Source organism: Sphingomonas kyeonggiensis (assembly GCF_030812785.1).
GTDB lineage: Bacteria > Pseudomonadota > Alphaproteobacteria > Sphingomonadales > Sphingomonadaceae > Sphingomonas > Sphingomonas kyeonggiensis_B.
This window is the reverse complement of the sequence record NZ_JAUSTJ010000001.1, coordinates 1,619,133-1,641,259: the sequence shown is the minus strand read 5'-3', so window position 1 is coordinate 1,641,259 and position 22,127 is coordinate 1,619,133. Positions and strand designations below refer to the sequence as shown.

General features: G+C 67.4%; 29 protein-coding genes and 1 pseudogene. 12 read left to right on the top strand and 18 right to left on the bottom strand.

Translation table 11 applies throughout. The features are described from left to right. Window positions 1–101: 101 nt before the first annotated feature. Window positions 102–701, top strand: a complete 600-nt coding sequence (locus J2W22_RS08110) for a DUF421 domain-containing protein (protein ID WP_307117716.1) — start codon at window positions 102–104, stop codon at window positions 699–701. Here the strand turns inward: J2W22_RS08110 and J2W22_RS08105 are convergent. From J2W22_RS08105 to J2W22_RS08085, 5 genes are all read right to left on the bottom strand, one after another. Continuing rightward, window positions 698–847 carry a hypothetical protein gene (locus tag J2W22_RS08105; RefSeq protein WP_307117715.1) on the bottom strand — a complete coding sequence of 50 codons (150 nt, stop codon included), beginning with the start codon at window positions 845–847 and terminating at the stop codon, window positions 698–700. The genes J2W22_RS08110 and J2W22_RS08105 overlap by 4 nt on opposite strands. Further along, entirely contained in the window at window positions 844–1,002 is a 159-nt protein-coding gene (locus tag J2W22_RS08100; protein ID WP_269574109.1) for a hypothetical protein, read from the bottom strand. The genes J2W22_RS08105 and J2W22_RS08100 overlap by 4 nt, the downstream gene beginning before the upstream one ends. 87 nt (window positions 1,003–1,089) lie before the next feature. Further along, window positions 1,090–1,974 carry an NAD(P)H-hydrate dehydratase gene (locus J2W22_RS08095; RefSeq protein ID WP_307117714.1) on the bottom strand — a complete coding sequence of 295 codons (885 nt, stop codon included), beginning with the start codon at window positions 1,972–1,974 and terminating at the stop codon, window positions 1,090–1,092. Continuing rightward, window positions 1,971–2,747: a histidine phosphatase family protein gene (locus tag J2W22_RS08090; RefSeq protein WP_307117713.1), complete on the bottom strand. Its 777-nt coding sequence runs from the start codon at window positions 2,745–2,747 to the stop codon at window positions 1,971–1,973. The genes J2W22_RS08095 and J2W22_RS08090 overlap by 4 nt, the downstream gene beginning before the upstream one ends. A gap of 19 nt (window positions 2,748–2,766) precedes the next feature. Next, window positions 2,767–3,342: a DUF4142 domain-containing protein gene (locus tag J2W22_RS08085; protein WP_307117712.1), complete on the bottom strand. Its 576-nt coding sequence runs from the start codon at window positions 3,340–3,342 to the stop codon at window positions 2,767–2,769. Window positions 3,343–3,471: 129 nt separating this feature from the next. Between J2W22_RS08085 and J2W22_RS08080 the strand changes: the two genes are divergently transcribed. Both J2W22_RS08080 and J2W22_RS08075 read left to right on the top strand, forming a co-directional pair. Then, entirely contained in the window at window positions 3,472–3,867 is a 396-nt protein-coding gene (locus J2W22_RS08080) for a DUF3597 family protein (protein WP_307117711.1), read from the top strand. Window positions 3,868–3,938: 71 nt separating this feature from the next. Next, entirely contained in the window at window positions 3,939–4,166 is a 228-nt protein-coding gene (locus tag J2W22_RS08075) for a hypothetical protein (protein WP_307117710.1), read from the top strand. Window positions 4,167–4,265: 99 nt separating this feature from the next. On the opposite strand, the gene J2W22_RS08070 is transcribed toward J2W22_RS08075, so the two are convergent. From J2W22_RS08070 to J2W22_RS08055, 4 genes are all read right to left on the bottom strand, one after another. After that, window positions 4,266–6,410, bottom strand: coding sequence for a catalase (locus J2W22_RS08070; RefSeq protein ID WP_307117709.1), 2,145 nt, complete (start codon window positions 6,408–6,410; stop codon window positions 4,266–4,268). A gap of 99 nt (window positions 6,411–6,509) precedes the next feature. Further along, window positions 6,510–7,409: an iron-containing redox enzyme family protein gene (locus J2W22_RS08065; protein WP_307118008.1), complete on the bottom strand. Its 900-nt coding sequence runs from the start codon at window positions 7,407–7,409 to the stop codon at window positions 6,510–6,512. A gap of 481 nt (window positions 7,410–7,890) precedes the next feature. Next, the gene (locus J2W22_RS08060) at window positions 7,891–8,610 is read right to left on the bottom strand and encodes a Crp/Fnr family transcriptional regulator (RefSeq protein ID WP_307117708.1); all 720 of its coding nucleotides are present in this window, start codon (window positions 8,608–8,610) and stop codon (window positions 7,891–7,893) included. Beyond that, complete coding sequence (locus J2W22_RS08055; protein ID WP_269574101.1) at window positions 8,607–8,858, bottom strand: DUF6894 family protein; 252 nt, start codon at window positions 8,856–8,858, stop codon at window positions 8,607–8,609. Before J2W22_RS08055 ends, J2W22_RS08060 begins: the two co-directional genes overlap by 4 nt. Before the next feature lie 171 nt (window positions 8,859–9,029). Between J2W22_RS08055 and J2W22_RS08050 the strand changes: the two genes are divergently transcribed. Next, the gene (locus J2W22_RS08050; protein WP_307117707.1) at window positions 9,030–9,785 is read left to right on the top strand and encodes a Crp/Fnr family transcriptional regulator; all 756 of its coding nucleotides are present in this window, start codon (window positions 9,030–9,032) and stop codon (window positions 9,783–9,785) included. A gap of 71 nt (window positions 9,786–9,856) precedes the next feature. Here the strand turns inward: J2W22_RS08050 and J2W22_RS23490 are convergent, their stop codons facing one another. After that, window positions 9,857–10,099: a DUF6894 family protein gene (locus tag J2W22_RS23490; protein ID WP_269574099.1), complete on the bottom strand. Its 243-nt coding sequence runs from the start codon at window positions 10,097–10,099 to the stop codon at window positions 9,857–9,859. A 189-nt stretch (window positions 10,100–10,288) separates the two neighbouring features. Between J2W22_RS23490 and J2W22_RS08040 the strand changes: the two genes are divergently transcribed. From J2W22_RS08040 to J2W22_RS08030, 3 genes are all read left to right on the top strand, one after another. Continuing rightward, window positions 10,289–11,068, top strand: a complete 780-nt coding sequence (locus J2W22_RS08040) for a transglutaminase-like domain-containing protein (protein WP_307117705.1) — start codon at window positions 10,289–10,291, stop codon at window positions 11,066–11,068. A 91-nt stretch (window positions 11,069–11,159) separates the two neighbouring features. Further along, window positions 11,160–11,570 (top strand): low affinity iron permease family protein, encoded by a 411-nt coding sequence (locus J2W22_RS08035; protein ID WP_269574097.1) that lies wholly within the window; start codon window positions 11,160–11,162, stop codon window positions 11,568–11,570. Window positions 11,571–11,652: 82 nt separating this feature from the next. After that, window positions 11,653–11,919 carry a GlsB/YeaQ/YmgE family stress response membrane protein gene (locus tag J2W22_RS08030; RefSeq protein WP_307117704.1) on the top strand — a complete coding sequence of 89 codons (267 nt, stop codon included), beginning with the start codon at window positions 11,653–11,655 and terminating at the stop codon, window positions 11,917–11,919. 88 nt (window positions 11,920–12,007) lie between these two features. On the opposite strand, the gene J2W22_RS08025 is transcribed toward J2W22_RS08030, so the two are convergent. The 5 genes and pseudogenes from J2W22_RS08025 to J2W22_RS23485 form a co-directional block, all read right to left on the bottom strand. Then, window positions 12,008–12,217 (bottom strand): hypothetical protein, encoded by a 210-nt coding sequence (locus tag J2W22_RS08025; RefSeq protein WP_269574095.1) that lies wholly within the window; start codon window positions 12,215–12,217, stop codon window positions 12,008–12,010. 1 nt (window position 12,218) lies between these two features. Next, complete coding sequence (locus J2W22_RS08020) at window positions 12,219–12,449, bottom strand: hypothetical protein (RefSeq protein ID WP_269574094.1); 231 nt, start codon at window positions 12,447–12,449, stop codon at window positions 12,219–12,221. Between the two features lie 64 nt (window positions 12,450–12,513). Further along, window positions 12,514–13,017 carry an Hsp20 family protein gene (locus tag J2W22_RS08015; protein WP_269574093.1) on the bottom strand — a complete coding sequence of 168 codons (504 nt, stop codon included), beginning with the start codon at window positions 13,015–13,017 and terminating at the stop codon, window positions 12,514–12,516. A gap of 247 nt (window positions 13,018–13,264) precedes the next feature. Next, the gene (locus J2W22_RS08010) at window positions 13,265–14,278 is read right to left on the bottom strand and encodes a DUF6504 family protein (protein WP_373422963.1); all 1,014 of its coding nucleotides are present in this window, start codon (window positions 14,276–14,278) and stop codon (window positions 13,265–13,267) included. Between the two features lie 78 nt (window positions 14,279–14,356). Then, window positions 14,357–14,719: pseudogene (locus tag J2W22_RS23485) on the bottom strand (Y-family DNA polymerase); the annotation flags it as partial. A gap of 188 nt (window positions 14,720–14,907) precedes the next feature. On the opposite strand from J2W22_RS23485, the gene J2W22_RS08005 reads away from it, so the two are divergent. Beyond that, on the top strand, window positions 14,908–16,335 hold the full coding sequence (locus tag J2W22_RS08005; protein WP_307117703.1) for a hypothetical protein: 1,428 nt from the start codon (window positions 14,908–14,910) through the stop codon (window positions 16,333–16,335). Next, entirely contained in the window at window positions 16,322–16,759 is a 438-nt protein-coding gene (locus J2W22_RS08000; protein WP_307117702.1) for an ASCH domain-containing protein, read from the top strand. The genes J2W22_RS08005 and J2W22_RS08000 overlap by 14 nt, the downstream gene beginning before the upstream one ends. Here the strand turns inward: J2W22_RS08000 and J2W22_RS07995 are convergent. Together J2W22_RS07995 and J2W22_RS07990 are read right to left on the bottom strand one after the other, a co-directional pair. Next, window positions 16,701–17,159, bottom strand: coding sequence for a hypothetical protein (locus J2W22_RS07995; RefSeq protein WP_307117701.1), 459 nt, complete (start codon window positions 17,157–17,159; stop codon window positions 16,701–16,703). The two genes, J2W22_RS08000 and J2W22_RS07995, sit on opposite strands and share 59 nt — an antisense overlap. A gap of 328 nt (window positions 17,160–17,487) precedes the next feature. Next, on the bottom strand, window positions 17,488–18,318 hold the full coding sequence (locus J2W22_RS07990) for a hypothetical protein (protein WP_307117700.1): 831 nt from the start codon (window positions 18,316–18,318) through the stop codon (window positions 17,488–17,490). Between the two features lie 459 nt (window positions 18,319–18,777). Between J2W22_RS07990 and J2W22_RS07985 the strand changes: the two genes are divergently transcribed. Continuing rightward, window positions 18,778–20,226, top strand: coding sequence for a thiol-activated cytolysin family protein (locus J2W22_RS07985; RefSeq protein WP_307117699.1), 1,449 nt, complete (start codon window positions 18,778–18,780; stop codon window positions 20,224–20,226). Window positions 20,227–20,282: 56 nt separating this feature from the next. After that, the gene (locus tag J2W22_RS07980; RefSeq protein ID WP_307117698.1) at window positions 20,283–21,002 is read left to right on the top strand and encodes a hypothetical protein; all 720 of its coding nucleotides are present in this window, start codon (window positions 20,283–20,285) and stop codon (window positions 21,000–21,002) included. A 231-nt stretch (window positions 21,003–21,233) separates the two neighbouring features. Here J2W22_RS07980 and J2W22_RS07975 read toward each other — a convergent pair whose 3' ends face one another. Then, on the bottom strand, window positions 21,234–21,437 hold the full coding sequence (locus J2W22_RS07975; RefSeq protein ID WP_307117697.1) for a hypothetical protein: 204 nt from the start codon (window positions 21,435–21,437) through the stop codon (window positions 21,234–21,236). Window positions 21,438–21,659: 222 nt separating this feature from the next. Here J2W22_RS07975 and J2W22_RS07970 point away from each other — a divergent pair, with 222 nt between their 5' ends. After that, entirely contained in the window at window positions 21,660–21,893 is a 234-nt protein-coding gene (locus J2W22_RS07970) for a hypothetical protein (protein ID WP_307117696.1), read from the top strand. Window positions 21,894–22,127 lie beyond the last annotated feature (234 nt).

Here is a 22,127-nt window from a genome sequence, read left to right as displayed (position 1 = left end):
GGCCCGCCGCCGCGCGACCCGAACGTCGTACGGTTCCGAGGCTTGGCGCTCGAACCCTCGGCGAGCCCGGACGGATGAACCCGGGTTCGTCGATCGCGTGCATGTACATCATTCGACAGCCTCCCGATGCTTTTGCGCGAGAACCCTGCCGATCGGGCGCGGTTCCGGCTTGCGTGAAACCCGCGCCAATTCGCGGGCGTTGGCCGGGCATGGAATGGTTTCGCCAGCTTATCGGGCCCGACGAGGGGGCCAGCGCACTGCAGCTTTGCTTCCGGGTGCTGCCGCTCCTCGCCTTCGGGATCCTGTGCGTGCGGATCGCGGGGCGCCGGACCTTCGCGCATTTCTCGCCGCTCGACATCGTCGTCGCGCTGATCGTCGGATCCAATATCAGTCGAGTCATGACGGGCAAGGCGCCGTTCTTCCCCGTCCTTGCGGCGACGCTGGCCCTGGTGGTCCTGCACCGCCTGCTGGCCCTTGTCGCGATGCGCTGGCACTGGGTCGCCGCGCTGGTCAAGTCGCGACCGATCACGCTCGTCGAGGACGGCAAGGTCGATGCCAGGGCGATGCGGCGCGCCAACCTGTCGGACCAGGACCTTGCCCAGGGAATTCGCAGCGAGCAGATCCGCGATATCGACGATGTCGCGCTGGCGACGCTTGAGAGCAGCGGAAAGCTCAGCGTCGTGCAAAAGCGGCGTCGCTAGCCGCGCGGCGAGCCCGGCTGCTCGGGCGGAACATCGTCGGCCCCCTCGGCGGGCTGTTGCGAGGATTTGTTCGTCGGATCGACGTCGGTGCTGCCCGGGTTGGCGCGCTCCGCCTCGCCCGGTCCCTCATTACGCTTGTCGGTCATGCCTGGTCTCCCTTGGCGGGCTCAGCATAGTCCTCGGGCTTCACGCTGCCCACGCCCGGGCGGTCCTCGACCGGCTCCGGCGGAAGGCCGCCCGGCGTCTGGTCATCCTTGTCCTGCCCGGCATCGGCGGGCGGTTCGGAAATCTGCCTGTCCATCGCGTCATCCTTTCGTCAAGCACAGAATATGTGCACCAGGGTTCAACCCGCCGGAATTTCCCCGGGGTCCGTGCCCCGCCGCAATTTTCATCGCGTGCCGAACGTGGCGAGCAGCGATGGTAAGCGCGGCGGAAGCTCGCGGGCGAGGAAGCCGATCGGGCCGGACTCCTCGGCGAGGAAGCGTCCGGCCTCGCCGTGCAGCCACACGGCCCAGGCGGCTGCCAGGCAAGGCGCCGCACCGCGCGCCAGCAGGCCGCCGAGTATCCCGGCCAGCACGTCGCCCGATCCCGCGGTTGCGAGGCCCGGGCCGCCGCCTCGATAATGAAACAGTTCCCCATGCGGGGCCGCGATCCAGGTCTCGGCCTGCTTGAGCACCACGACCGCACCGAAATGCGCGCTGGCGCGGCGCGCCAGCGCGTCCGGCGCATCGCGAAGCTCGGCCGCGTCGCACTCCATCAGCGCGATCATCTCGCCGGGGTGCGGCGTCAGCACCACCTTGCCATCGCGGGCGCGGACCGCGTCGGCGCATCCGCGCGCGCCCGCGATAACGGCGGCGTCCAGCAGGATCGGAAGGTCGGCGCGCGCCTCGGCAAGGATATGGCGCAGGATCGTAGCCGCGGCAGATCGCTCGCCCATGCCCGGACCAAGCACCAGACTGTCGCAGCGATCGAGCAGGCCAGCGACCCGTTCGCCGGCCTTGCCGGCCAACTCGCCCTCGTCATTCGTCGGGAGCGCGAAGACGGCGGCTTCGGGCATGGCGATGCCGAGCCCCAGCCGCGCCGGCTCCGGCACCGCGAGCAGCGCCTTGCCGGCACCGGCGCGCAGCGCCGCCTCGCCGGTAAGCGCGAGTGCGCCCGGAACCGCCAGCGAACCGCCGGCGCAGAGCATGCGCCCGCGCGCATTCTTGTCGGTCTCCTGCCCGATCGCCGGCAGCGGATGCGCCGCCAGCCAGGCGGAATCGAGCGGGCTCATCCGCGTGCGGCGACGCGCGCGTCGGGCGCGCGCGTCACTTGCGCCGCGGGATCTTCCTCCATCGGCGCCACTTCATTGTACCGGACCAGCACGAGCCCGCCGTCCTTGCCCGACGATGCGTCGAAGAGATATTCGGTCACCGAGCAATTGGCGACATCGCCGAGCCTGTCGACGGCCAGAATCTCCTCCTCGCTCATATTCTCGAGGATGTAGCGCAGGCACAGCACTACGACCTGGTGGGCGACGATCATGACGCGGCGCCCGCCGTAGTGGAGCGACACGGTATCGAGCAGGCTGCGCAGCCTGAGAATCACGTCTGCCCAGCTCTCGCCGCCGGGCGGACGATGGTAGAATTTGCCGAGCAGCCGGCGAAATTCCGCCTGCTGGGGCTCCTGCGCTGCGACGCCCGCGGTGGTGAGCCCGTCCAGGATGCCGAACTCCTTCTCGCGCAGCCGTTCGTCGACGCAGACCGGCTCCTCTGGCTCCGCACCGCCCGCGTCGCGGAAGCGGCGGGCCGTGTCCCTCGAGCGGACATAGGGGCTGGAAAGGATCACGTCGGGCAGGCCGTTGCCGCAGCCGCGCGCGAACCAGCGGCCGAGCGCCTCCGCCTGCTGCTCGCCGAGCGCCGACAGCGGGACATCGACGTCGCGCAGCGTCAGCGGGATGCGCTCGAGACCGGCCGCATGCGCCTCGTCGCGCGCGACATTGCCCGCGCTCTGGCCGTGGCGGACCAGCCAGAGTTGCAGGGGCCAGCGTGGGGCGGACTCGCGCATTGCCTCGCGAGGCCGTCGGTCAGAGCGACTTGGCCATGTTGAGGTGCGCGGCGACGGTCGAGATCAGCTTGGCCGCGAAGTCCCGCAGCGACTGCGGTACGGCGTTGTCGCCGGCATTGGCCTTGAGCGCATCGAGCGTCTTCTGGTGAGCATCGACCTGGGCCGTCGCATAGGCCTTGTCGAAATCGGCACCCTTCACGCCCTTGAGCGAGTCGAGTACCTGCTGCTGCTCGGCGGTGAGCGTGGCATCGGGAACGATCGCCGGCGTCGCGGCGCTCGCGGCGGTCTTGAGCTTGGCGGTCGAATCGGTGTGCGCCTTGATCATGTCGGCGGCGAACTTCTTGGTCTTGGCCGAAGCGCCCTGCGCATCGGCGAGCTGGGACGTCGCGATCTCGAAAGCGTCGCTTGCCGCCGCCGCATTGGCGAAGGTCTCTCCGGCCGAGGCGGCAGGGACCATCGCCATGTCGTTGGCCATCGTGCCATCGCTATTGGCGGTGACGGTCGTGGTATCCGTGGAGCTGGTCTCGGTCTTCGAACCACAGCCTGCGAGTGCCAGCGCCGCGGCGCCAAGCGTCATCCAACGAACTGCGTGCATCCTTGCCTCCCGATTGTCGCCCCTTGCGGGCTCGCTCCTCCAACGCCCGCATTTCCGGCGCGTTCCGCGCGAACCCTTTGAAGCGGTTCCGCGTTTTCTCGCCCGACGCCAGGAGACAAGGAGCAGGCCATGGGCATCTTCAGCAGCATCAAGGACAAGATCTTCGGTCACAAGGCCGCTACGCCTGCGTCCGCACCGGCGCCGGCCCCGAGCCCCGCGTCGCCGGCGCCCGCCCCGGCTCCCAACGCGACGCCCGCGCCCAATCCGGCCGTCGATGTCGGCGCCGTACTTTCGGAGATGGCGGAGATGAAGGGCGGCGGCGGCAACTACCAGACCTCCATCGTCGACCTGCTCAAGCTGCTCGATCTCGATTCGAGCCTCGAGGCGCGCAAGGCGCTCGGAGAGGAACTGGGCGTCCATGCCGGCGAAAAAGGCAGCGCGGAGCAGAATATCGCCCTGCACAAGGCAGTGATGGCGAAGCTCGCCGAAAATGGCGGCGTAGTGCCCGACAGCCTGCGCGGCTGACCGGGTCCTTGCCCGGCCTTTCTTAACCTGGGTTGGCGCGCGAGCTCGGCTCCGGCGGCAGAGCTTCGAGCATGGAAAAGAACCTGATCCAACGGGCGCTCGAACTCGCCGGAACCGGTGAGTTCGAGCGCATCGACCAAATCGAGCGCAAGCTCACCGCCGAGGGGTATTCGCACGTCGCCTCTCATCTGGTCGGGCCAACGATCCGGCGGCAGCTGCGCGACACGGCGCGGCGCGCGCGCGGCGAGACGGCCCGACGCACAGGACGTCCGCCCTCGGCGCAGGGCACCACGCCATAGTTACGGGCCCTACCGGCGATATCCAGGCAGCGGGCCGGTTCCCGGCGATCGACTTGGTTGCCAAAGCGACGCGCCGCGCGGCGCGTCCCACGCGCCACCCTATTCAATGGGGTTGTTCTCGAGGAACGCCTCGGCATCGAGGTCGACCTTGAACTCGCGCTCCCAGAAGCGAAGCTGCCCGGTAGCGTCGAGAAAGGCCTTGGCGGACGCCGCTCCCTCGAGTTGGACAAGCGCCTCGTCCATGTCGGCCTCCGCGATTCCCGCCTTGGCGAGAAGCGGCATCGCGTCCGGCGTGTAGCCGATGAACTTGAGGTGCCCGAAGGCATCGGCCACGAAGTCGCGGGCCGCCCCGTCGCGCGCGAGCTGTGCCGCGCCCTCCGCGGTGACCAGCAGCGCCACCGCGTCGTACAGGACCGAGGGGCCGCCATCGATCTTCTGCTTGCCTTGCGCCAGCGTGCCGTCGTCGAGGACGACGCCGCCGACCTTCGGAGTGACGAGCTCGTAGCTCGCGGGAAGCGCCTCTACTGCCTTGACCAGTGCGGCGAGCAGTGCGGCCGGCGCGCCGTCACTGACCAGGATGCCGAGCTTGCGTCCGGCGAAGCTGCCGGGCGCGCGCTTGACGATGCTGAGCGCATCGGAAGGCGGCAGGTCGTCGCGCGGCGAGACCGCCGCCTTCGCCGCCGGCGGCAGCTTGGCGAGCCCGAGCCCTGCGGCGACGGTGCTGGCGAGTGCCGCGTCGATGTTGCGCAGATGGCCGACCATCCGCTCGCGGATATCGACGCGTGCGCATTTGGACAGCTCGAAGACCAGCGCATCGCCGATATGCTTGCGCTCGATCGGGGTCTGGCTGACGAAGAACCGGCGCGCCTGGCTATAATGATCGGCGAAGCTCTCGGGACGAAGCTGGACCTTCTCGCCCGCTTCCTCGGCCGCGAAATGGCGATAGCCCGCCTTGGGGTCCTCGCGCGGCCCGCCCCAGCTGTTCGGCTCGTAATTGGCGCGGCCCTTGGGGTTGCGCATCGCCATGTGCCCGTCCTGCTGGAAATTGTGGACCGGGCAGCCGCGCGGCTGGTTGATCGGGATATGGGTGAAGTTCGGCGAGCCCAGCCGCTTCAGCTGCGTGTCGAGATAGGAGAAGTTGCGGCCCTGGAGCAGCGGATCGTTGGTGAAGCCGATCCCCGGCACGACATTCTGGGTGCAGAAGGCGACCTGCTCGGTCTCGGCGAAGAAATTGTCGACCAGCCCGTCGAGGACGAAGCTGCCGACGATCCGCACCGGCACCTGCTCCTCGGGGATGATCTTGGTGGGATCGAGGATGTCGAACTCGAAGTGCTCGGCGAACGCCTCGTCGAACAGCTGTACGCCCAGGTCCCATTCGGGCGGCGTCCCCATGTCGATCGCGTCCCAGAGGTCGCGGCGATGGAAATCGGGATCGGCGCCGTTGATCTTGACCGCCTCGTTCCACAGCACCGACTGGAGGCCGAGGCGCGGCTTGAAGTGGAACTTGACGAAGGTCGACTTGCTCTTGGCGTTGATCAGCCGGAAGCTGTGGACGCCGAACCCTTCCATGAAGCGGAACGAGCGCGGGATCGCACGGTCGGACATGGTCCACATGATCATGTGCATCGCCTCGGGCGTGAGGCTGATGAAGTCCCAGAAATTGTCGTGCGCCGTCTGCGCCTGGGGGAAGTTGCGGTCGGGCGCCGGCTTGGCGGCGTGGATCAGGTCCGGAAACTTGATCGCGTCCTGGATGAAGAAGACCGGGATGTTGTTGCCGACCAGGTCCCAGTTGCCGTCCTTCGTATAGAATTTGCACGCGAAGCCGCGCACGTCGCGCGCCAGGTCGAACGAGCCCTTACTGCCGGCCACGGTCGAGAAGCGCGTGAACATCGGCGTCTTCTCGCCGACCTCGGTCAGGATGCGCGCGGTCGTGAATTCCTCGAGCGACTCGGTGAGCGTGAAGGTGCCATGCACGCCGTAGCCGCGGGCGTGGACGACGCGCTCGGGGATGCGCTCATGGTCGAAGTGAAAGATCTTCTCGCGAAAATGGAAGTCCTCGAGCAGCGCCGGTCCGCGCGCGCCGAGGCGCAGGGTGTTCTGGTCGTCGGCGACCGCCACGCCCTGTTGCGTCGTGAGCGCGCCCTCGTCGCCAGCGAGCTGGTGGAGCTCGCCGCCATTGCCGCGCTTCGTCTCGAACTCGGCCGGCGCATCGCCGACCAGCTTGTCGTTCGTTCCCTTGACCATCTCCGCATCTCCCTTTGAGCCGGGCGCCCGGCGCCGATTGCCTGGGTGCCCGGTGACGTCGTTCGTTCGTCGATCGCCGGGATCGCCCGGCGGGACCGGTCAGGCGCCGGGCATCAACTGCGCGCGGTAGCGCGCGAAGCAGCGCTCGCCGCAGCGCAGGCGGATCAGCGCACCCTCGGCCATCGCGGTGGCGCGGCGCGGATCCTCCTCCACCGCCGGGCGGATCGCCTCGCGATTCCAATCCTCGCTGTGCTTGACGTCGAGCACCGCGTGCAGTGTGAAATAGCGTGCTTCCTTCGGGCTCAGGCCGACGCGCTTGAGCCCCTCGGCCACCAGCGCGGCGCGGCCCGGCGCGGTCAGCTCGATCACGCCAAGCGCGCCCACCGAATGCCAGGCATAACGGCGCTGCGTCGCCATCGCTGTCATCGCATTGGCGAGGCACAGGCTCTCCCACACGGTGTTCTCGATCACCGGCGCGACTTCGAGCGTCTCGACCAGCGCGTCGAGCATCGGCCCGTGCATGCCCTTCTGGGTACCGTGCCCCATCTCGTCCCAATAGTTGCGGGCGAGCTCAAGCTTGGGGCGCACCGGCAGCTTCACCTGCGTCATCGCGACCAGATCGTCGAACCCCGCCTCTCCGGCGGCCTCCTGCTCGAAGAACCAGCGAAGCTGGTCGCGATCGGCCGTCTCCGCCAGCCACGGAAACAGCGGATCACCTTGGCCGGGTCCGGTCGCCTTCAGCCCTTCGAACCAGGCGACAAAGCCCTCGACATCGGTCGGCGCCGCTGCCGCTTCCTCGGAAACCTCGGCGCGCAGCTCCTCAAGGAAACCGCCCTCGAGCCGCTGCATCTTGACGTCGCGCTCGAAAATCTTCTGCCAGTCGTCGTCGGCGAGCCCGGGCGCAAGCCGCTCGCGATTCCAGTGCGCCAGTCCGCGCTGGAAGCTGTCGGTAAGGAACTGCGAACCGCGCTGGGTTCGTCGGTCGGCGGTGGCAAGCATCATCATCTCCGGGATTTCCTGCTCGCTGAACGTGTCGCCATCTCCGCCGTTCCCCATTACGGTGCGGTTTCAAGCATTTGATAACATGGATTATTAGATCGGAACGGCGCGGCGGCGACGGCTTGCCCGAGACGCGCGGCTAGGGCTTCGTGACGCGGACGCTCAAGCCCCATGCGCGTGTCCGCGTGCGATCCCGAAAGGATGGCAGTGTCGCTCAATAAAATGCTGGGCTGGATTCCGGCCCGAAGGCAACGATGGCGAAGTCGAGGCACTGATACGCGAAGCTAACCCGCCTGCACCGGCCCAGGGTAGTCTCGGGAGCAGGCTGCGCAATCGAGCCTGAAGGGCTGTCATCTTCTCCACGCCGCCAGTCCGACAAGCGAGCGCAAGGCATATCCCGCGATCGATCGGGTCGCCGCCGTCTTCCGCGCAAGGCTTGGCCGCTGCAGGTGCCACGTCCCGCTTCAGGCGTCAAAAGGGCTCAACGCGGCAATTTCTCGAGATAGAGATAGTTCGGGTCGAACTCGGCAAGCGTTTCCAGTCCCGGCAGGTCCAGTATCTTAACGTGGCCGCGCCGGACATCGGCGAGTCCGCGCTCGCGCAATTGTCGGACGATGCGATTGACGTGGACGGGAGTCAGCCCGACACATTCGGCGAGTTCGACCTGGGTCAGGGGAAGTGCGAAGGCGGGGCCATTTGTCATGCCGACCAGTTCGAAGCGGATGCGAAGCTCGCACAGCAGGTGCGAGACGCGAGCGATCGCCATCCTGCGACCGAGCGACAATTCCCACTCGCGGTGCGACGCCGCGTCCATGTTGGTGCAAAACCAGTATAGGCGCGAAAGGTGCGGATGGTGCTCCGACAGCGACTTCAGGCGCTCGTGCGGTACGATAGCGACCTTGCACGGCGTCAGCGTCATCAGGTGATGATCCAGGCGCTTCAGGGTAAAGCCGTGCAGGTCGACGAAATCGCCGGCGAGATGCAAATCAGTGATCTGGCGCTCGCCTTCGCGTAGGTCCTTGTGACGGCACATCATGCCCTCGAGCAGCAAGGTCGAGCTGGACAAGCGTTGCCCGGCGCGAATGAAATTCGTCTTCGCCGGCACTTCGCGCGTCTCGGAAATCAGCGCAAGCAGCACAGCTTCTTCCTCGAGCGAGACATCGTCGCGGACCCGGAGCATCCGGAGATGCTTCTCGATCATTGCTCCATCCGCGTTCGCTGGACCAGGACGGCCTCTGTGAAGGGAATCGACAGAAGTACCCTGTCGTCCGCGTCGCAGATATCCAGGCGTCCGGAGAGGTCGACGATGCCACGCATCAGTTCCTCTCCGAGAACCGACCGGATGCCCGTCAGCGCGGACTGGCGGGCCGCATCGAGATCTACGAATTCCTGGCCTTCCTCGTCCCGGGTGCAGCCATTGCCGTTCTGGATATGGAAGAAATACCGCATGGCGGCGATAACTTCCTCGAAAGCAAGAGGTTTCAAGCTTTCGTCGGATCCAGCAGATGCAGCTGCGCGCGCTGCGTTTGCCGGCTGAAACCAACCCAGGTTGTGGAATTACTCCCGCCCAAACGGGAAGCAGCGCGACAGGGGCGCCGATCTTGCCCCTAGGGTGCGCGCATGCAGGGAGTTGGAAAATTTGCGCTGGAGCGCGTGGCCGAGCGTCTTGCCGCGCAGCACGGGCTGGGTGCATGCGAGCGCCAGGCTATCCTGGCGCTTTCCGGTACAGTCGTTCGTTGCCGAGCCGCTGCCCAGATTACGCAGGGCGACGGCGACGATCGCCTCTACCTCGTCATTGAGGGTTTGCTGGCCGGCGTCCGCCAGCTCGCCGGCGGACGACGCCAGGTCGCAGCGCTCTACGTCCCTGGCGACCTTTGCGGACTCGATAAGGCGATCGGGATACGACGCGGCTGGGAGGTGGGTACCGGCTGCGACACGCTGGCACTGAGCCTGTCGTGTAGCGCCGTACTAGGGATCGCGCAGGAATATCCCGCGGTCGCGTGGGCCTTGTGGCGCGAGACGGCGGTGCAGGCGGGAATCACCGCGGAATGGCTGGTCGGCTTGGGCCGACGCGACGCCCGGACACGCCTTGCCCATCTGCTTTGCGAGATGGGCCTGCGCCTGGAGGCTACTGGCCTAGGGTCGCGGCAGCATTTTCGGCTCGATGCGTCGCAGATGCTCTTGGCCGATGTCCTGGGCCTGACGCCCGTGCATGTAAGCAGAACCTTTCAAGATCTGCGCGCCGAGGGCCTGGCGATCGCGCGCGGACGGATCATCGAGGTTCCAGATTGGCCGCGCCTCGCGCGCGCCGCGGAATTCGAGGGCGACTATCTGCGGGCAGGTCCCGCGGCAGCTTCTCCGGCCACGGCGCAATGACCGCCGAGGGCAAGGGCCAGGCGATCCTCAACTGACGATCGCCGGTCGGCCTCTGCCGAGGACGGTGCCCGCTATGAGATCTGGTGCGCCAACTCGGAGAGATAGATACGCGCAACGACATGGTTGCCTGCGTCCTGGATATCGAGGGTTCCCCGGACTTCCTCTGGCCGGCAGCGGGCGTAGTGGCGCAGGAACGCACGAGCGCGCGAATGCGCCTTCCTCAGCGCCGCCGGCAGGTCCCTGCAATCATGGCTCTCACGTCCGAAAATCTCGGCGTCGCCGTGGCGGGCGACCTGGAAATGATAGAGGGGCATGCCGACACAATGCGCAATTAATCAATCGGTTGCAGCACCGCAGGCTTAGCCTCGAGTTATCAGGCGGGCGTGTCTGCAAACGCTTCTCGCGGACCTTTCGCAAATCTCGGGGCCACTGTCTTTCAGCCAATTTTACGCCGCACCCGTGTCGGCCGGGTCCCAAGCCAATTCCGGCGCGTTGCGGCGCGCATGAAGATCGATATCCATACCGAGATCGCCTACCGGCTGGCCCAGCCGACCGACATCCTGTTGCAGCTCGAGGCGGCGGCGATCCCCGAACAGTGCGTCGAGAAGGCGCATATCGAGGTTTCGCCGCATGCGCATTTCGCGCGCGTCCCGGCACAAGACGGCATCGGCGAGCGGATTTGGGTGCGCGCGGAAGGCCGGCTCCTTGTCAGCTACCGCGCTATAGTCTCCCTCCAGCGGCTGCTGACCGAGTGCGCCGACCTCGCGATCGTGCCGCCCCACCAGCTGCCCGGCGAGACGGTCCAATATCTGATGGCGTCGCGCTATTGTCCCGCCGACCAGTTCCAGAGCTTCGTGGCCGCTGAGTTCGGTAGTATCGATGGCGGGCCCAGGGTGCTCGCGATGCGCGATTGGATCCAGCGCAACTTTCGCTACGTCCCAGGGGTAAGCAATACCGAGACCACCGCCGCCGATACGTTCATCCGGCGCGAGGGCGTCTGCCGCGACTATGCGCACGTCCTGATCACCCTCGCCCGCGCAGCAGGCATTCCCGCGCGCATCGCGAGTGTCTACGCCCTGGGCGTCGAGCCTCAGGACTTCCATGCGGTCGCCGAGATATTCCTCGGCGGCGAATGGCACCTGCTCGACGCGACCGGCATGGCGACGGAGGCGGAGATGGCAAAGATCGGCATCGGTCGAGACGCCGCCGACGTCGCGTTCCTGACCGCCTTTGGCGAGGCGGTGATGGAGAACCAGTCCGTATCGGTCAAACCGGCCCAGTGACGGCGCAAGAGAGCGGTGGCGACCCGTTCGCCGGGTGAAACCGGCGCGAATGACGCTTCGTTGCTCCTTCCACCTGAGCAAGGAGGAAAAGATGGACCAATTCTTCACGCGCGTAGCGAGCCGCTCGGCCTCGCTGATGGGGCATCCCCTGGCCTTCATCATCTCGGTCGCGTTCGTGCTGCTCTGGGCCGCGAGCGGTCCGCTGCTCCACTATTCGGACACCTGGCAGCTGATCGTGAACACCGCGACGACCGTGCTCACCTTCCTCGCCGTCTTCCTGATCCAGAACAGCCAGAACCGCGACGGCGCCGCGATGCAGGCCAAGCTCGACGAACTGCTGCGCGCCGTCGACAAGGCGCGCGGCGAGTTCGTCGGCATCGAGCACCTGACCGATGCGCAGATCTGCGAGATCCGCGACGCGCTCGAGAAGGACATCGCCCAGGACCATGGCAAGGAGACGACGACCCGCCCGACGGTCGAGCGCCTGCTGGCGCGCTATTGACGGCGCCGTCCGGCATCGGGCTCCGGCGTGCGGGAACCTGCACCATGGCCGGCGCGTCTCGCCTTGCGCAAAGAGAAGATCGATGGGATTCATTTTGTGGCTGGTCGTGGGCGGCGTGATCGGGTGGCTCGCGAGCATGATCATGCGGACCGATGCACAGCCGGCCGTCTTCCTCAACATCGTGGTGGGGATCGTCGGCGCCTTTATCGGTTTTATCGGCGCCCTCATCGTCGTCGGCGGCTCGATCAACAACGCACCGCTGACGGTGACCTCGTTCCTGGTCTCGCTGCTCGGCGCCGTCGTGCTGCTCGGCATCGTCAACCTGGTGCGGCGCGGCAGCCTTCGCTGACGGCGCGGCGCGACGCGCGGACGATATCGGCGACGCGCTATTTCCGAAAGACTGGACGCCGGCTGCCTAAGGCAGCCGGCGTCCTGTTTCAGGGAGCACCTTCCAGCGCGGCACGCGCCGCGCGGATTGCCTCGGTGGCGACCCGATCCGGCGCCGATGGTCCGGGCCGTCTGCCGAACCCGAGCGCGGTCTCGAGATCGCGCCGGATGTGCGCCGCCACCCGCTGCAGATCGGCCTCGCTGGGCTGGCCGCCGCGTGCGATGCACGCGACGATCTCCGGGGCGATCGTCCCGGGCATGTCAGGCGGCTCCGGGCTGGCCCGCGTCGAGCTGGCGGAGCGCCGCGAGCAGCTCGCCCACGGGGACGGGATCGCTGAGCTCGGGCGGCTTGCGCAGCCTGGGTTGCGAGCGGACGGCGTGGGCGTCCGAAGCCCAGGACGCCAGGATGGCACGCTTGACCTCGGGCTCGAGTTGCGGGTGCTCGACCAGTTCCCGCGGATCGCGCAGCAGCCCCAGGAAATGGACGGTCATCGTCGAATCCTCCTCGATGCGGTCGATCGGGGCATGCCCGCCCTTGCCGGGCGGGCATGTCGGCTTACGCCGCTTCGCGGTCTGCGGGCTCGGCCTCGCTTACGGGCGTGGAAGGGCCCTCCAGCCGATCGTTGGCGGGCGCGGAAGCCGTGCCGCCGATCGCGATGCGCCGGGGCTTCATCGCCTCGGGGACTTCGCGCTTGAGCGCGATCCGCAACAGGCCGTTGTCGAACTGCGCATCCTCGACGACGACGAAGTCGGCCAGCTGGAAGCGGCGTTCGAAGGCGCGCGTGGCGATGCCGCGGTGCAGGAAGCGACCGGTGTCGCCCTCCTCCTCTTCCTTGCGGCCGGTCACGCTGAGCTGGTTGCTCTGCGCCACGATCTCGATCTCGTCGGGGCGGAAACCCGCGACCGCCAGGGTGATGCGATAGCGGTCCTCACCGGCCTGCTCGATATCGAACGGCGGGTAGCTGTCGGTCTCGCCGCGCGCGCCTGCCTCAAGCAGGTCGAACAGACGGTCGAAGCCGACCGTCGAGCGGCGATAGGGCGAAAAGTCGAAAGTCCTCATATCCAAATCCTCCATATGAGCAATTTGAGCACGAGGCGCACCGGGAGAGAGCCGGTGCCCTCAGGTCCTGCCGGACCGAGTTTTCGCGTCCGGCGACGCGAAGATGGTTTTTGCAAAGGCGGCTTCAAGACCTCTTTCGGAGAATTTTTTGCGGCATCGCCGGGCCCGTCGCGAGGACGCAGGCGGCGCGCCTGCGCTTGCCGGGGCGGGCCGTTGTCGTTCCGGCACCTGGCCCGTCCCGGCACGATCAGGCAAAGGCACCGTGGATGAACCAGGTCATCGGGCCGGTGGCGCCGCGCTCGCCGTCGCCGAGGCGAAACAGCCAGTAGCGCCCGCCGCCCTCGACCTCGACCTGGAAATAATCACGCACCGAATAAGGCGCCCGTGCTTCCGTGCCGCCCTCGCGCCACCATTCGCCGTGCAGGCGCTCGGGCCCGTCGGCCTGGACCACCCGGTAGCGCTTGCGTCGCCAGACGAACATCGCCGGCGGATGATCGGGCAGCATCGCCGTCACCTGGATCGGCTGGGGTGGATCGATCAGCCGGCCGGGGCGCGGCAGGTCGTCGGCCCAGCGCGCGCCTGCGGCAGGGGCGAGCGCGGGCAAGGTCGCCACCGACCGCTCGGGCATGCCGCCCGGCAAGGGCGCGGCGCGGCGAAGGCTCGCTTCGCCGAAGCGGTTGGCGAGCGTGTCGACCAGGCCCGCCACGTCCGCCTCGCGACGGCCGGCGCGGGCAAGATCGGCCTGGGCGGCGGCCAGCGGCTCGACGAGCTGCGCTACCAAGGTCATCGCCTCGATGCCGAGCCCCGGCTCGATCTGGTCGATACGCGCCTGGAGCAGCCGGGCGAGATGGGCAGCGTCGCGCGTCGGCGCGGCGGTACCGACGCGGATCGCCTGCGTCTGGCCGTCGACGCGCTGGAAATGGCAGTCGAGCCGGCGCGCGCCCTTGCCGAGCCGGACGAGCTGCGCGGTTATGTCGCCCACGAGATCGCCGATCACCCGGCCGAACGCCTCCGGCGTCGCGATCGGCTCGAGCAGGGCGCGCCGGGCGCGCGGCACCCGCGGCGCGAAGATCGGCTCGATCGGCTCGGGCGCGTGGCCGAGCGCCTGGTCGAGCCGCTGGTGCAGCACCCGGCCGAACCGGCGGGCGAGCGGGCCGCGCGGCGTCGCGAGGATCTGCTCGATCCGCTCCAAGCCGAGCTTGCGCAGCCCTTCGACCAGCTGCGCCTCGAGCCGCAGCGCCGCGAGGGGCAGCAGCGCCATCGCCTTGCGCTGGTCGCCAGGGGGGATCGCGACCGGCCGGCCGGCAAGCACGTGCCGGGCGACCGCATGGGCGCAGCCCGGCGTATCGGCCACCGCGACCTGTACCGCGAAGCCGGCGCCGGCGATGCGGCGGTGCAGGTCCTCGAGCAGCGCGCGCTCGCTACCGAACAGCGGCGCGCAGCCGGTGACGTCGATCCAGACGCCCCGGGGCGGATCGGGGGCGACGACGGGGGAATAGCGCGAGCACCACAAGGCGAGGCGCCGGAGCGCGGCGAGATCGCCTTCCGGATCGGCATCGACCACCATCAGCCCGGGCGCCAGGCTGCGCGCCCTGGTGACGGTCATGCCGGGCGCTATGCCTAAGCTGCGCGCAGCGGGATCGATCGCGGCTACGATCTTGCGGCCATGATCGGGGAGCGCGGTGACGAGCGGCCGCAGGCGAAGACCCGCTTTATGCCTTCGATCTCAATGTCTATTTCGACCTGGTTCGAGACCGCCGTCAGTCCGAAAAGGCGCGGGCGCTCTTTGGCGCGGCACTGGCGCACCAGATCCGTCTTACCGTCTCGGACGAATTTGCCCTCGAATTGAAACGCACCTCATCCGAACAGACGAACGACCCCGTCCTGCAAATGGCGCTTCGTCTGCCGCGTCTGCCGTCGGTAGATCGTGAACAGTGCGAGGAACTTGCCGCACGTATCCACCAGATAGTTTTTGCGGATCCAGGCCGCTCCTCCGCGGGTAGCGCCCAGTCGCTGAGCGATGCGGCGCATATTGCGCACGCCGCCCTATCGCGCGCATCTGCATTCATCACACGAGATGGAACACTCCTCGCTGCAAGCGGGACGCTACTCGACCAGGTCGGGATCGATGTCATTTCCGTCGATGAAATCGCGTCGCTTCTCCCTGGCGAGATCGGTTGCGCGGCACCGGCGGCGAGGTCTGGGGAAGGCTTCTCCTTTGGCGAGGCCAGCGGCGCGGAAATCGCGGCCTATGTAGCGTCGATGACTGAGCTTGCCGGCACCGCGCGTGAATTCTCCCGTTCACCTCTCCACGGTATGGTCCGCGTTGCCGGCGCTATCCGAGCCGCTAACGAGTTGCTCGCGATCGGCGTACTGCTCGTGTCGCAAGACATGCAGCCGATTGCAAAAATGCTGGTCCATGCCCGCGAGGACCAGCCCGATGCCGGCCTGTTCGCAGACTACCTGATCGACCGGCTGACGCGCGACGCGGCCGCCGCACATCCAGCTGCGATCGAGTTGGTCCATATCCCGGGTCAATCGAGCGTAAATCGCATTGCCCAATCGCGAGGATTCATCCGCTCCCGATCTGGCGGAGTGTTTCAGAAGATCGCGATCGGTCGACCGTTGACGACGGTCAATTGGGCAGAATGTACGGCTGAGGCGCGACGAAGAACCGGCTTTTCTTTGCCGGGCACGATGCCAGAAACGGCGCTCGAGAGCACAGAGATTCCGCTCGTATCACCAGGGGGCGAGGCGCTCGCCTATCCCGCCTCGCAGCTCGGCGATCTTCTTTCGCCCACGGTCGTGATATGGCCCGGCGCGAGTGGAGTGATCGTTCCGATCGCCAGGGTCTATGCGGATGAGTTGCTCGGCACCGCCCCTCAACACGCCTTCGCCTTCGTAGAAGCGAAGGATGCGGCTTTTCTCGCGCGTCGCGCCTATGCGAGCGCCCCACGCAATGCCCAGCTCATGACGGTGGATGCCCCGATCCTGTTCTACGAATCCAGTCGTACAGGTGGCCGCGGCGCAGTCGTGGCGATAGCCCGCATTGTCGATCGGACCCTGCAGCCCAAGGCCGAGCTCTCGGCCGACGACCAGAGGCGGCTGGTGGTAGATGATGTAGATGCGCTCTCCGCCCGAGACGATATCCTGATCACGACATTCGACAACCTATTCGCCCTTCCGATGCCGGTTCCGTTGCGCTATCTGAAGTCGATTGGCGCGGCCGGTAACGCCAACCTTATCTCCGCCGTCTCGCTCTCCAGTGAGAAGATTACGCAGATTCTCACTCAAGGATGGCTCCGTGGTATCGGTTGACGACGAACTTTTGATATCCATTCGTCCAACCTTCGCCGACGCCATCTTCAACGGTTCGAAATCAGTCGAGGTCCGGCGGAAAATTCCACCGATCAAGCTCGGCGCTCGCCTCTGGATCTACGTCACAAAGCCGGTCGGCGAGGTTCGCGGTATCGCTAGGGTTACCGAGATCGTCGAGGGCGATCCTGCTGAGGTATGGCTGGCATGTGGGTCGCGAACCGGGCTGACGCGAACCCATTTTGATCAGTATTTCGACGGCTCGCGGACGGCTTACGGCCTGGTTTTGGAGGAAGTGGCGGTTGGCCACCCAGTTTCGATGCAAGCCCTAAAAGCGCTTCGCGCGGGCTTTCATCCGCCGCAGGTCATTACGCGTTTGACAGCCTCGGAGGCCGAAGCGCTTCACGAGCATCTTTTTCTCGGCTGAGGCGGTCTTTCGCGGCCCAAGGGCTGACCTGACGATAACCGTCGGTAACTGGGTGCGCCGAAATCGGCGTAATAACTTGCTTGTCGGTACTACGGGCTCCGAGCTGCTTCAGTCGCAGCGGCGGCGAACGAGTGACCCGCGGTTCGGCTGCGGCGGGTTCGTCCTCCATCGCGGCGATGACCATCCGCTCCCAGATGGCAGGGTCGCTAGCTTCGGCCATTCTGGAGCTGGGTTCGCGTAGCGCCTTGAGCACAGCCAAGGCGACGTCGGCGTGGTCGGGCCAGAGCGCATTGACCGCCTCTCCCGCGGACGGGTTGTCGCCTTCGGCGTTCCTGCTCAGCGCATGGGCGGCGGGCACCCGGGCGATGCGTTCGATCGGCGTGGTCCCGGCGGTGTCCATGGTGCCTCCTGAGGTTTTCGGGTCGACGAAGCGCGTGGACTGAAGGTCCCTTGGTCGGGAGGCTGGCACCTCGCGGCGATCCTTTTCGGGCGCGGCCTTGGTTGGGCGCACACTGCGGCTGCTGCGCAGCCGGCAGGGTTTGCGCTTTGGTTTGGGCCGCGCGGCACGCTTGCCTTGGACCGGGGACGCGGCGGCGGCGGGCGCACATGTCTGCGCGCGCACGCCGCCGCGCCTGCGGTGTCGGCCAAGGTGCGTGCTTGTTGGATCGCTGGTGCGACTCCGCTCTACGGCTGCGCCCCAACCCAGCGAGCTGTTCGTATCGCGAGGGTTATCCCTGCATCGCAAAGTCGCATGTCCGTGCCGCGCAGGTCGCCCGCGCCAGCTCGACCGCGGCGAACAGCCTCAGCCGGTGATGGATTTCCGGGTTCCAGATTATGGCCGGCCCGGCATGGGTCGTCCACAGGCCCGCTCGCGCCGCCGCCGCCAGGATCTTCGCCACCTGCATGCGCGAGACGTGGAGCCGGCGTGCGAGATCGCCGACCCGGATCGCGACCGGCGCGCCCGGTGGCGACTGTTCCGACAACGCCAGCAGATGGAAGAGCAGCATATATCCCGCCACGCGGTCGGCGAAGGGCGCCAGCTCGGGAAAGGCCTGCCGCGGCATGCGGTTCTCGGCGAGGAGCGGCGCGACCAGCTGGTCGAGATAGACCGGCAATATCCGATCGGGCTGCCCCGCGGCGGACGGCAGGGGGCCGAGCAGGGCCGCCGCGTCGAGCCGGGCGGCGAGCCCGGCCGTGAGATAATCGGTCAGCGGCGCGGCCGGGACCAGGCGGCGCGACCGGGCATCGGGCAGGGCCGCCTCGCAGACGAAGCCGAAGTGCAGCAGCACGTCGAGGATCGCCCCGATGCCCCGGCGGGTGCCCAGCCCCGCCCGCTGCGCCAGCCCTGTCAGCATCGCCCGGGTCGGCGCCGGCCCGAGCCCGCTTCGGAAGCGCCGGTCGAAATAGACGACCAGCGCCGCGACGCCGTAGCGGCGATGCTGCCCGATCGCGCGGGCGCAGGCCCGATTCGCCTCGGAGATCGCGAGCAGGTTGCCGCCGAGCCGGACCAGCGCCGCACCGAACGCCGGATGCGAGAAAAGGCGAGCGACCTCTTCCATCCACTCCGCCGCGCGCGCGAACGCAAGCTCGGGCGCGATGGTGGCTGCCGCGTCGCCTGGGAGGGAGGATATGCCACCAAAGTTACGTTGCAGATCGGTCCTCCGCACGTAGCATGTGCCGGTCGACCAAGAATATTGCCCGCCGGAAAGCCGGGCCAGAGCAGTTGATGATTGGCAGGGCCTTAAGCACTGCTTGCTGATCACCCCGGCCCCTTATTGCCGAACCTGTTGGCGGGTCGCGGACAGGGTCGTGCAGCCGCGCCCGCAGCACTGGACCGGCGTATTGCCGAGGGGTGCGCCGGCAGCGCCGGACCTGACCATGCGGCCGCGCAGCAGGGGCAGGTCCCGTGCGGCGCGGGGACTGGCGCCCGCCGCGCCGGGCGCTTTGCTGCCGGCGTGAACACCTGATGGGGCGGCTGTGCCGTCCGCCCGCTCCAACCGATGAAAGGACAGCCACTCATGCGTGCCATCCTGCCAGCGACAATGCTTCTCGCCCTGGCCCCGGGCGTCGCGGCCCAGGTCGCCGATCCGGTCGAGTCCTTCCTGCTCGGCCTCCCGCGCGATGCGACCCAGCTGCTGTCGCTCTCGGCACCGGCCGTGCCGCCCGCTTCCCGCCGCGAGACGCAGGTACAGACGATCGTCTGTGAACCGCAGGAGCTCAGCGGCAGCCAGCTCGAGGATTCCTTTGCGATCCTGTCCGCCGACACCAACCGGATCTACCCCGGGGCGATCCTGGCCGTCGACCAGCGGCTCGCCCAGGGCCGGCCGACCGTCACCAGCTACCCGCGCCCGCCCCTCGCCCTGAACATCTCGCTGCCCGGCCTCGGCGCCGATGCGCGGTTCCTGGTCCAGCAGCCGAGTGCGGGCACCGTCCATGCCGCGGTCGACGGCATCGTCAGCGCCTGGCTCTCGGGCCCGGCCGGGCGAGGCTATCGGGCGCCGGCGATCGTCAGCTACCGCAGGACGCGCTCCTACAACGCGCAGCAGGCCGCGGCGGGCCTGGGCTTCAGCGCGCAATGGGCCGGGGGCAGGGCTTCGGCGATGCTCTCGGCGTCGAGCGACCAGTCCAGGGCGACCTACCTCGCGGTCTTCCGGCAGGTTTTCTATACCGTCGGGGTCGACCGCCCGCGCAACGTCGCAGGCTTCTTCCGCAGGGATGTCGGCCTCGCGCGGCTGCGCAGCGACTTCGGCCCTGCCCGGTTGCCCGGCTATGTGAGCAGCGTCGCCTATGGCCGGCTCATCCTGGTCAGCATGGAGACCGAGGCCTCGGTCAGCGAAGCGGATGCGAAGGCGGCGCTCGACTATGCGACGGGCGGGACCGGCGCCGAGGGGCAGGTCAACGCGCACGCCCGGCGCGTGGCGAACAATTCGCGGTTCGGGGTCATCGTCCTTGGCGGCGGCGCCGAACATGCGGCGCGGGTCGTCGCCCAGGGTCCGGACAACGACCGGCAGGTGAAGGACATCATCGAGAGCGGCAGCCAGCTCGCCCGGGACAATCCGGGCCTGCCGATCGGCTATACCGTCAATCTGCTGACCGGCGAGCTGGCCCATGCCCGCTACGATGGTCCCTTCGCGGTACCGAGTTGCAGGACCCTCGACAATTACGCGATCGAGCTGCGCCACGACGGCGGGTACCGGGGCCGGTTCATCGTCAGATGGCAGCAGCCGCGGGGTGTCGGCGAGGAGACCGAGGACAGAAGCTGGCATAGCGGTGTCCAGACCGCGGGCTGGCGGCGCACCATTTCCGTTCCCGCGGACGCCCGGGGTCTCACCGTGCTGGGCGAGCTGGATTTCTTCCACAATGACTGGCGCCAGGCTGGCTACTGGAATGAGGTTGCGAGGCGGCGCGCAGGGACCTGCCTGCGCATCGCCGGGACGACCGTGCAGCCGCAATCCGGCACCTGCTGAGCTTTTCGATCGCATGCGTGACCGCCCAATCCCGGGCGAAGGAAAGGAGAAACTTCATGGCGAAGGTTCGATATGGCTGGGTCGTGTCCGACCAGGCCGCAGCGCTCCCAGGAATCGCGTTCGGGCCCCGGTGGCTGAAGGGTGGCAGGCGAAGCGGATCGCTCACCGTCCTGCGCCGCCACAACCTTCTCTTCAAGGACGTCGTCTTCGAGGGCCGCGGCACCCACGCGCTGGAGGCGGTGCTTCGCGAAATGGCCGGTCACGACGAACGCTTCGTCTGGAGCGGGATCGCCGCCGGTGCGAAGATCGAGGAGTTCGTGCCTTCGCCCTATGGCGGGCCGGACGAACAGGTCATTCGCGTCAATGAAGTCGACATCCCCAGCGACTATCACGCGCATGTCTTCATCCCGGACAAGACGTACAGTTTCGACGGCGTCCTCACCAGCTTCGTGACCCCGTTCACCGGCTTTGCCGGGCCCCCGGGGCTCGCCGGCCTCGTCAGGGATACGATCGAGGGAGTCGGCGAGATCGTCGATCGGGCCGGCCAGATTCACGAATCCCAGGTGCCGGCGGTCAAGCGGCTTACGGGCTCGAAGCACGTGGTCGTCCTGCTTACGGCGCGAACCTTCTCCGCGCCGCCGCTCCTGACGCGCCAGGGCGAGGAGAGCATCGCCGCGATCGGCCGAAACCTGGCCGGTCGCCTCGGCGTCGCACTCGCGCCGAAGGACCAGAAGGCCGCGCCGCCCGCCAAACGCGCCGCGCGCAAACGCCGTTGACCGAGCCCGCGCGGGTTGTTCGGCACGAAGGACGTCCTGCCGGCCTGCGCGCGCGGCACCACCTGCATCTGTGTATCCGCCATGGGGCCTCGTCGCCACCGACGGGACCATGAAGCGATCGTCCCTGGCAGCCGTCGGGATCCGGGGGCTGCCTTGGTTGCCCCCGCGGTGCCGGCGGCCTGACCAGGGTTAGCGTCGAAGGTCCATTGCTCGCCGCGGTGCAGCCAAGACCTATTTTTCGAATGATAGCGATGTAATCGCCGACCACGGAATGACGATGACGCGTGAATCTCCGGCAATGGGCTCCGCTGAGATACCGAATTCATCGGCCGACTTCACGATGAGGCTTATTTCTTTAGCTTGACCTGCAAGTAGGACCACAGCTTTCGCAGCTCCGGCCTTACGCACGATCGCCTGTTGTGCCGCCACCAGCATCGAGTAACCCTCCTTCTTCAAAGTAGAGCTATGCAGTCTCTGCGATCCGGCGATATGGTGAGCGGCCAGGCTGCTCGCAACTTTGCCTCGTGGCGATGACGGTGGGAACAGGTTGGACGGCTGATCAAGGCTTCTCGCGGTTGCCAGCCCGGAGCCAGGCGATGAATTGGTATGCATGCTGGCGAAGGCAATTGGGCTCCTGGATCAGCAGCGTGCAGCGCCATGAGCGTCTCGCTGAGCGAAGGACACGCGTTCGTGCAGGTCGCCTCGATAGTCGCGCAGGATCCTGATGGCCTGCACGCCCATTCCGGCCGCTTCCTGCTCCTGCGCTGCGAGCGTCCGCTTTTAGATCCGTTCGCGCGGCGCCGGCTCACGCCGAGCGCCTCGCCGATCTTCAGGAAGGTCGCTCCCCTTCGCGCGCACGATCTGATGTCGCTCCCGCATATCGGGGCATAGCCTCGAGCATGCCCCGTCACGATCGCAACGGTACGACTACACGCGCCCACACGGGCGCCCCGTTGCGAACCTGCACTCCACTGAATAAAATAGTGCGAGGTTTGTGGAGATGTGGTCGTGACCGGTGACCTGCTCTTTTCCTTGAGATCCCTGGCACGGCTCGGGCGATGTGATCATGGGACGGAACACACCGTTGAGTCTGCGGTGCACTGCGCGCGAAATCTGCAGCGCCTG

What these genes read in the sequence shown, in the direction of transcription:
- J2W22_RS08110 (WP_307117716.1), top strand. Translation starts at nt 102, where the DNA reads ATGTACATCATTCGACAGCCTCCCGATGCTTTTGCGCGAGAACCCTGC.
- J2W22_RS08105 (WP_307117715.1), bottom strand. Translation starts at nt 847, where the DNA reads ATGACCGACAAGCGTAATGAGGGACCGGGCGAGGCGGAGCGCGCCAAC.
- J2W22_RS08100 (WP_269574109.1), bottom strand. Translation starts at nt 1,002, where the DNA reads ATGGACAGGCAGATTTCCGAACCGCCCGCCGATGCCGGGCAGGACAAG.
- J2W22_RS08095 (WP_307117714.1), bottom strand. Translation starts at nt 1,974, where the DNA reads ATGAGCCCGCTCGATTCCGCCTGGCTGGCGGCGCATCCGCTGCCGGCG.
- J2W22_RS08090 (WP_307117713.1), bottom strand. Translation starts at nt 2,747, where the DNA reads ATGCGCGAGTCCGCCCCACGCTGGCCCCTGCAACTCTGGCTGGTCCGC.
- J2W22_RS08085 (WP_307117712.1), bottom strand. Translation starts at nt 3,342, where the DNA reads ATGCACGCAGTTCGTTGGATGACGCTTGGCGCCGCGGCGCTGGCACTC.
- J2W22_RS08080 (WP_307117711.1), top strand. Translation starts at nt 3,472, where the DNA reads ATGGGCATCTTCAGCAGCATCAAGGACAAGATCTTCGGTCACAAGGCC.
- J2W22_RS08075 (WP_307117710.1), top strand. Translation starts at nt 3,939, where the DNA reads ATGGAAAAGAACCTGATCCAACGGGCGCTCGAACTCGCCGGAACCGGT.
- J2W22_RS08070 (WP_307117709.1), bottom strand. Translation starts at nt 6,410, where the DNA reads ATGGTCAAGGGAACGAACGACAAGCTGGTCGGCGATGCGCCGGCCGAG.
- J2W22_RS08065 (WP_307118008.1), bottom strand. Translation starts at nt 7,409, where the DNA reads ATGCTTGCCACCGCCGACCGACGAACCCAGCGCGGTTCGCAGTTCCTT.
- J2W22_RS08060 (WP_307117708.1), bottom strand. Translation starts at nt 8,610, where the DNA reads ATGATCGAGAAGCATCTCCGGATGCTCCGGGTCCGCGACGATGTCTCG.
- J2W22_RS08055 (WP_269574101.1), bottom strand. Translation starts at nt 8,858, where the DNA reads ATGCGGTATTTCTTCCATATCCAGAACGGCAATGGCTGCACCCGGGAC.
- J2W22_RS08050 (WP_307117707.1), top strand. Translation starts at nt 9,030, where the DNA reads ATGCAGGGAGTTGGAAAATTTGCGCTGGAGCGCGTGGCCGAGCGTCTT.
- J2W22_RS23490 (WP_269574099.1), bottom strand. Translation starts at nt 10,099, where the DNA reads ATGCCCCTCTATCATTTCCAGGTCGCCCGCCACGGCGACGCCGAGATT.
- J2W22_RS08040 (WP_307117705.1), top strand. Translation starts at nt 10,289, where the DNA reads ATGAAGATCGATATCCATACCGAGATCGCCTACCGGCTGGCCCAGCCG.
- J2W22_RS08035 (WP_269574097.1), top strand. Translation starts at nt 11,160, where the DNA reads ATGGACCAATTCTTCACGCGCGTAGCGAGCCGCTCGGCCTCGCTGATG.
- J2W22_RS08030 (WP_307117704.1), top strand. Translation starts at nt 11,653, where the DNA reads ATGGGATTCATTTTGTGGCTGGTCGTGGGCGGCGTGATCGGGTGGCTC.
- J2W22_RS08025 (WP_269574095.1), bottom strand. Translation starts at nt 12,217, where the DNA reads ATGCCCGGGACGATCGCCCCGGAGATCGTCGCGTGCATCGCACGCGGC.
- J2W22_RS08020 (WP_269574094.1), bottom strand. Translation starts at nt 12,449, where the DNA reads ATGACCGTCCATTTCCTGGGGCTGCTGCGCGATCCGCGGGAACTGGTC.
- J2W22_RS08015 (WP_269574093.1), bottom strand. Translation starts at nt 13,017, where the DNA reads ATGAGGACTTTCGACTTTTCGCCCTATCGCCGCTCGACGGTCGGCTTC.
- J2W22_RS08010 (WP_373422963.1), bottom strand. Translation starts at nt 14,278, where the DNA reads ATGGCGCTGCTGCCCCTCGCGGCGCTGCGGCTCGAGGCGCAGCTGGTC.
- J2W22_RS08005 (WP_307117703.1), top strand. Translation starts at nt 14,908, where the DNA reads ATGGCGCTTCGTCTGCCGCGTCTGCCGTCGGTAGATCGTGAACAGTGC.
- J2W22_RS07995 (WP_307117701.1), bottom strand. Translation starts at nt 17,159, where the DNA reads ATGGACACCGCCGGGACCACGCCGATCGAACGCATCGCCCGGGTGCCC.
- J2W22_RS07990 (WP_307117700.1), bottom strand. Translation starts at nt 18,318, where the DNA reads ATGGAAGAGGTCGCTCGCCTTTTCTCGCATCCGGCGTTCGGTGCGGCG.
- J2W22_RS07985 (WP_307117699.1), top strand. Translation starts at nt 18,778, where the DNA reads ATGCGTGCCATCCTGCCAGCGACAATGCTTCTCGCCCTGGCCCCGGGC.
- J2W22_RS07980 (WP_307117698.1), top strand. Translation starts at nt 20,283, where the DNA reads ATGGCGAAGGTTCGATATGGCTGGGTCGTGTCCGACCAGGCCGCAGCG.
- J2W22_RS07975 (WP_307117697.1), bottom strand. Translation starts at nt 21,437, where the DNA reads ATGCTGGTGGCGGCACAACAGGCGATCGTGCGTAAGGCCGGAGCTGCG.
- J2W22_RS07970 (WP_307117696.1), top strand. Translation starts at nt 21,660, where the DNA reads ATGAGCGTCTCGCTGAGCGAAGGACACGCGTTCGTGCAGGTCGCCTCG.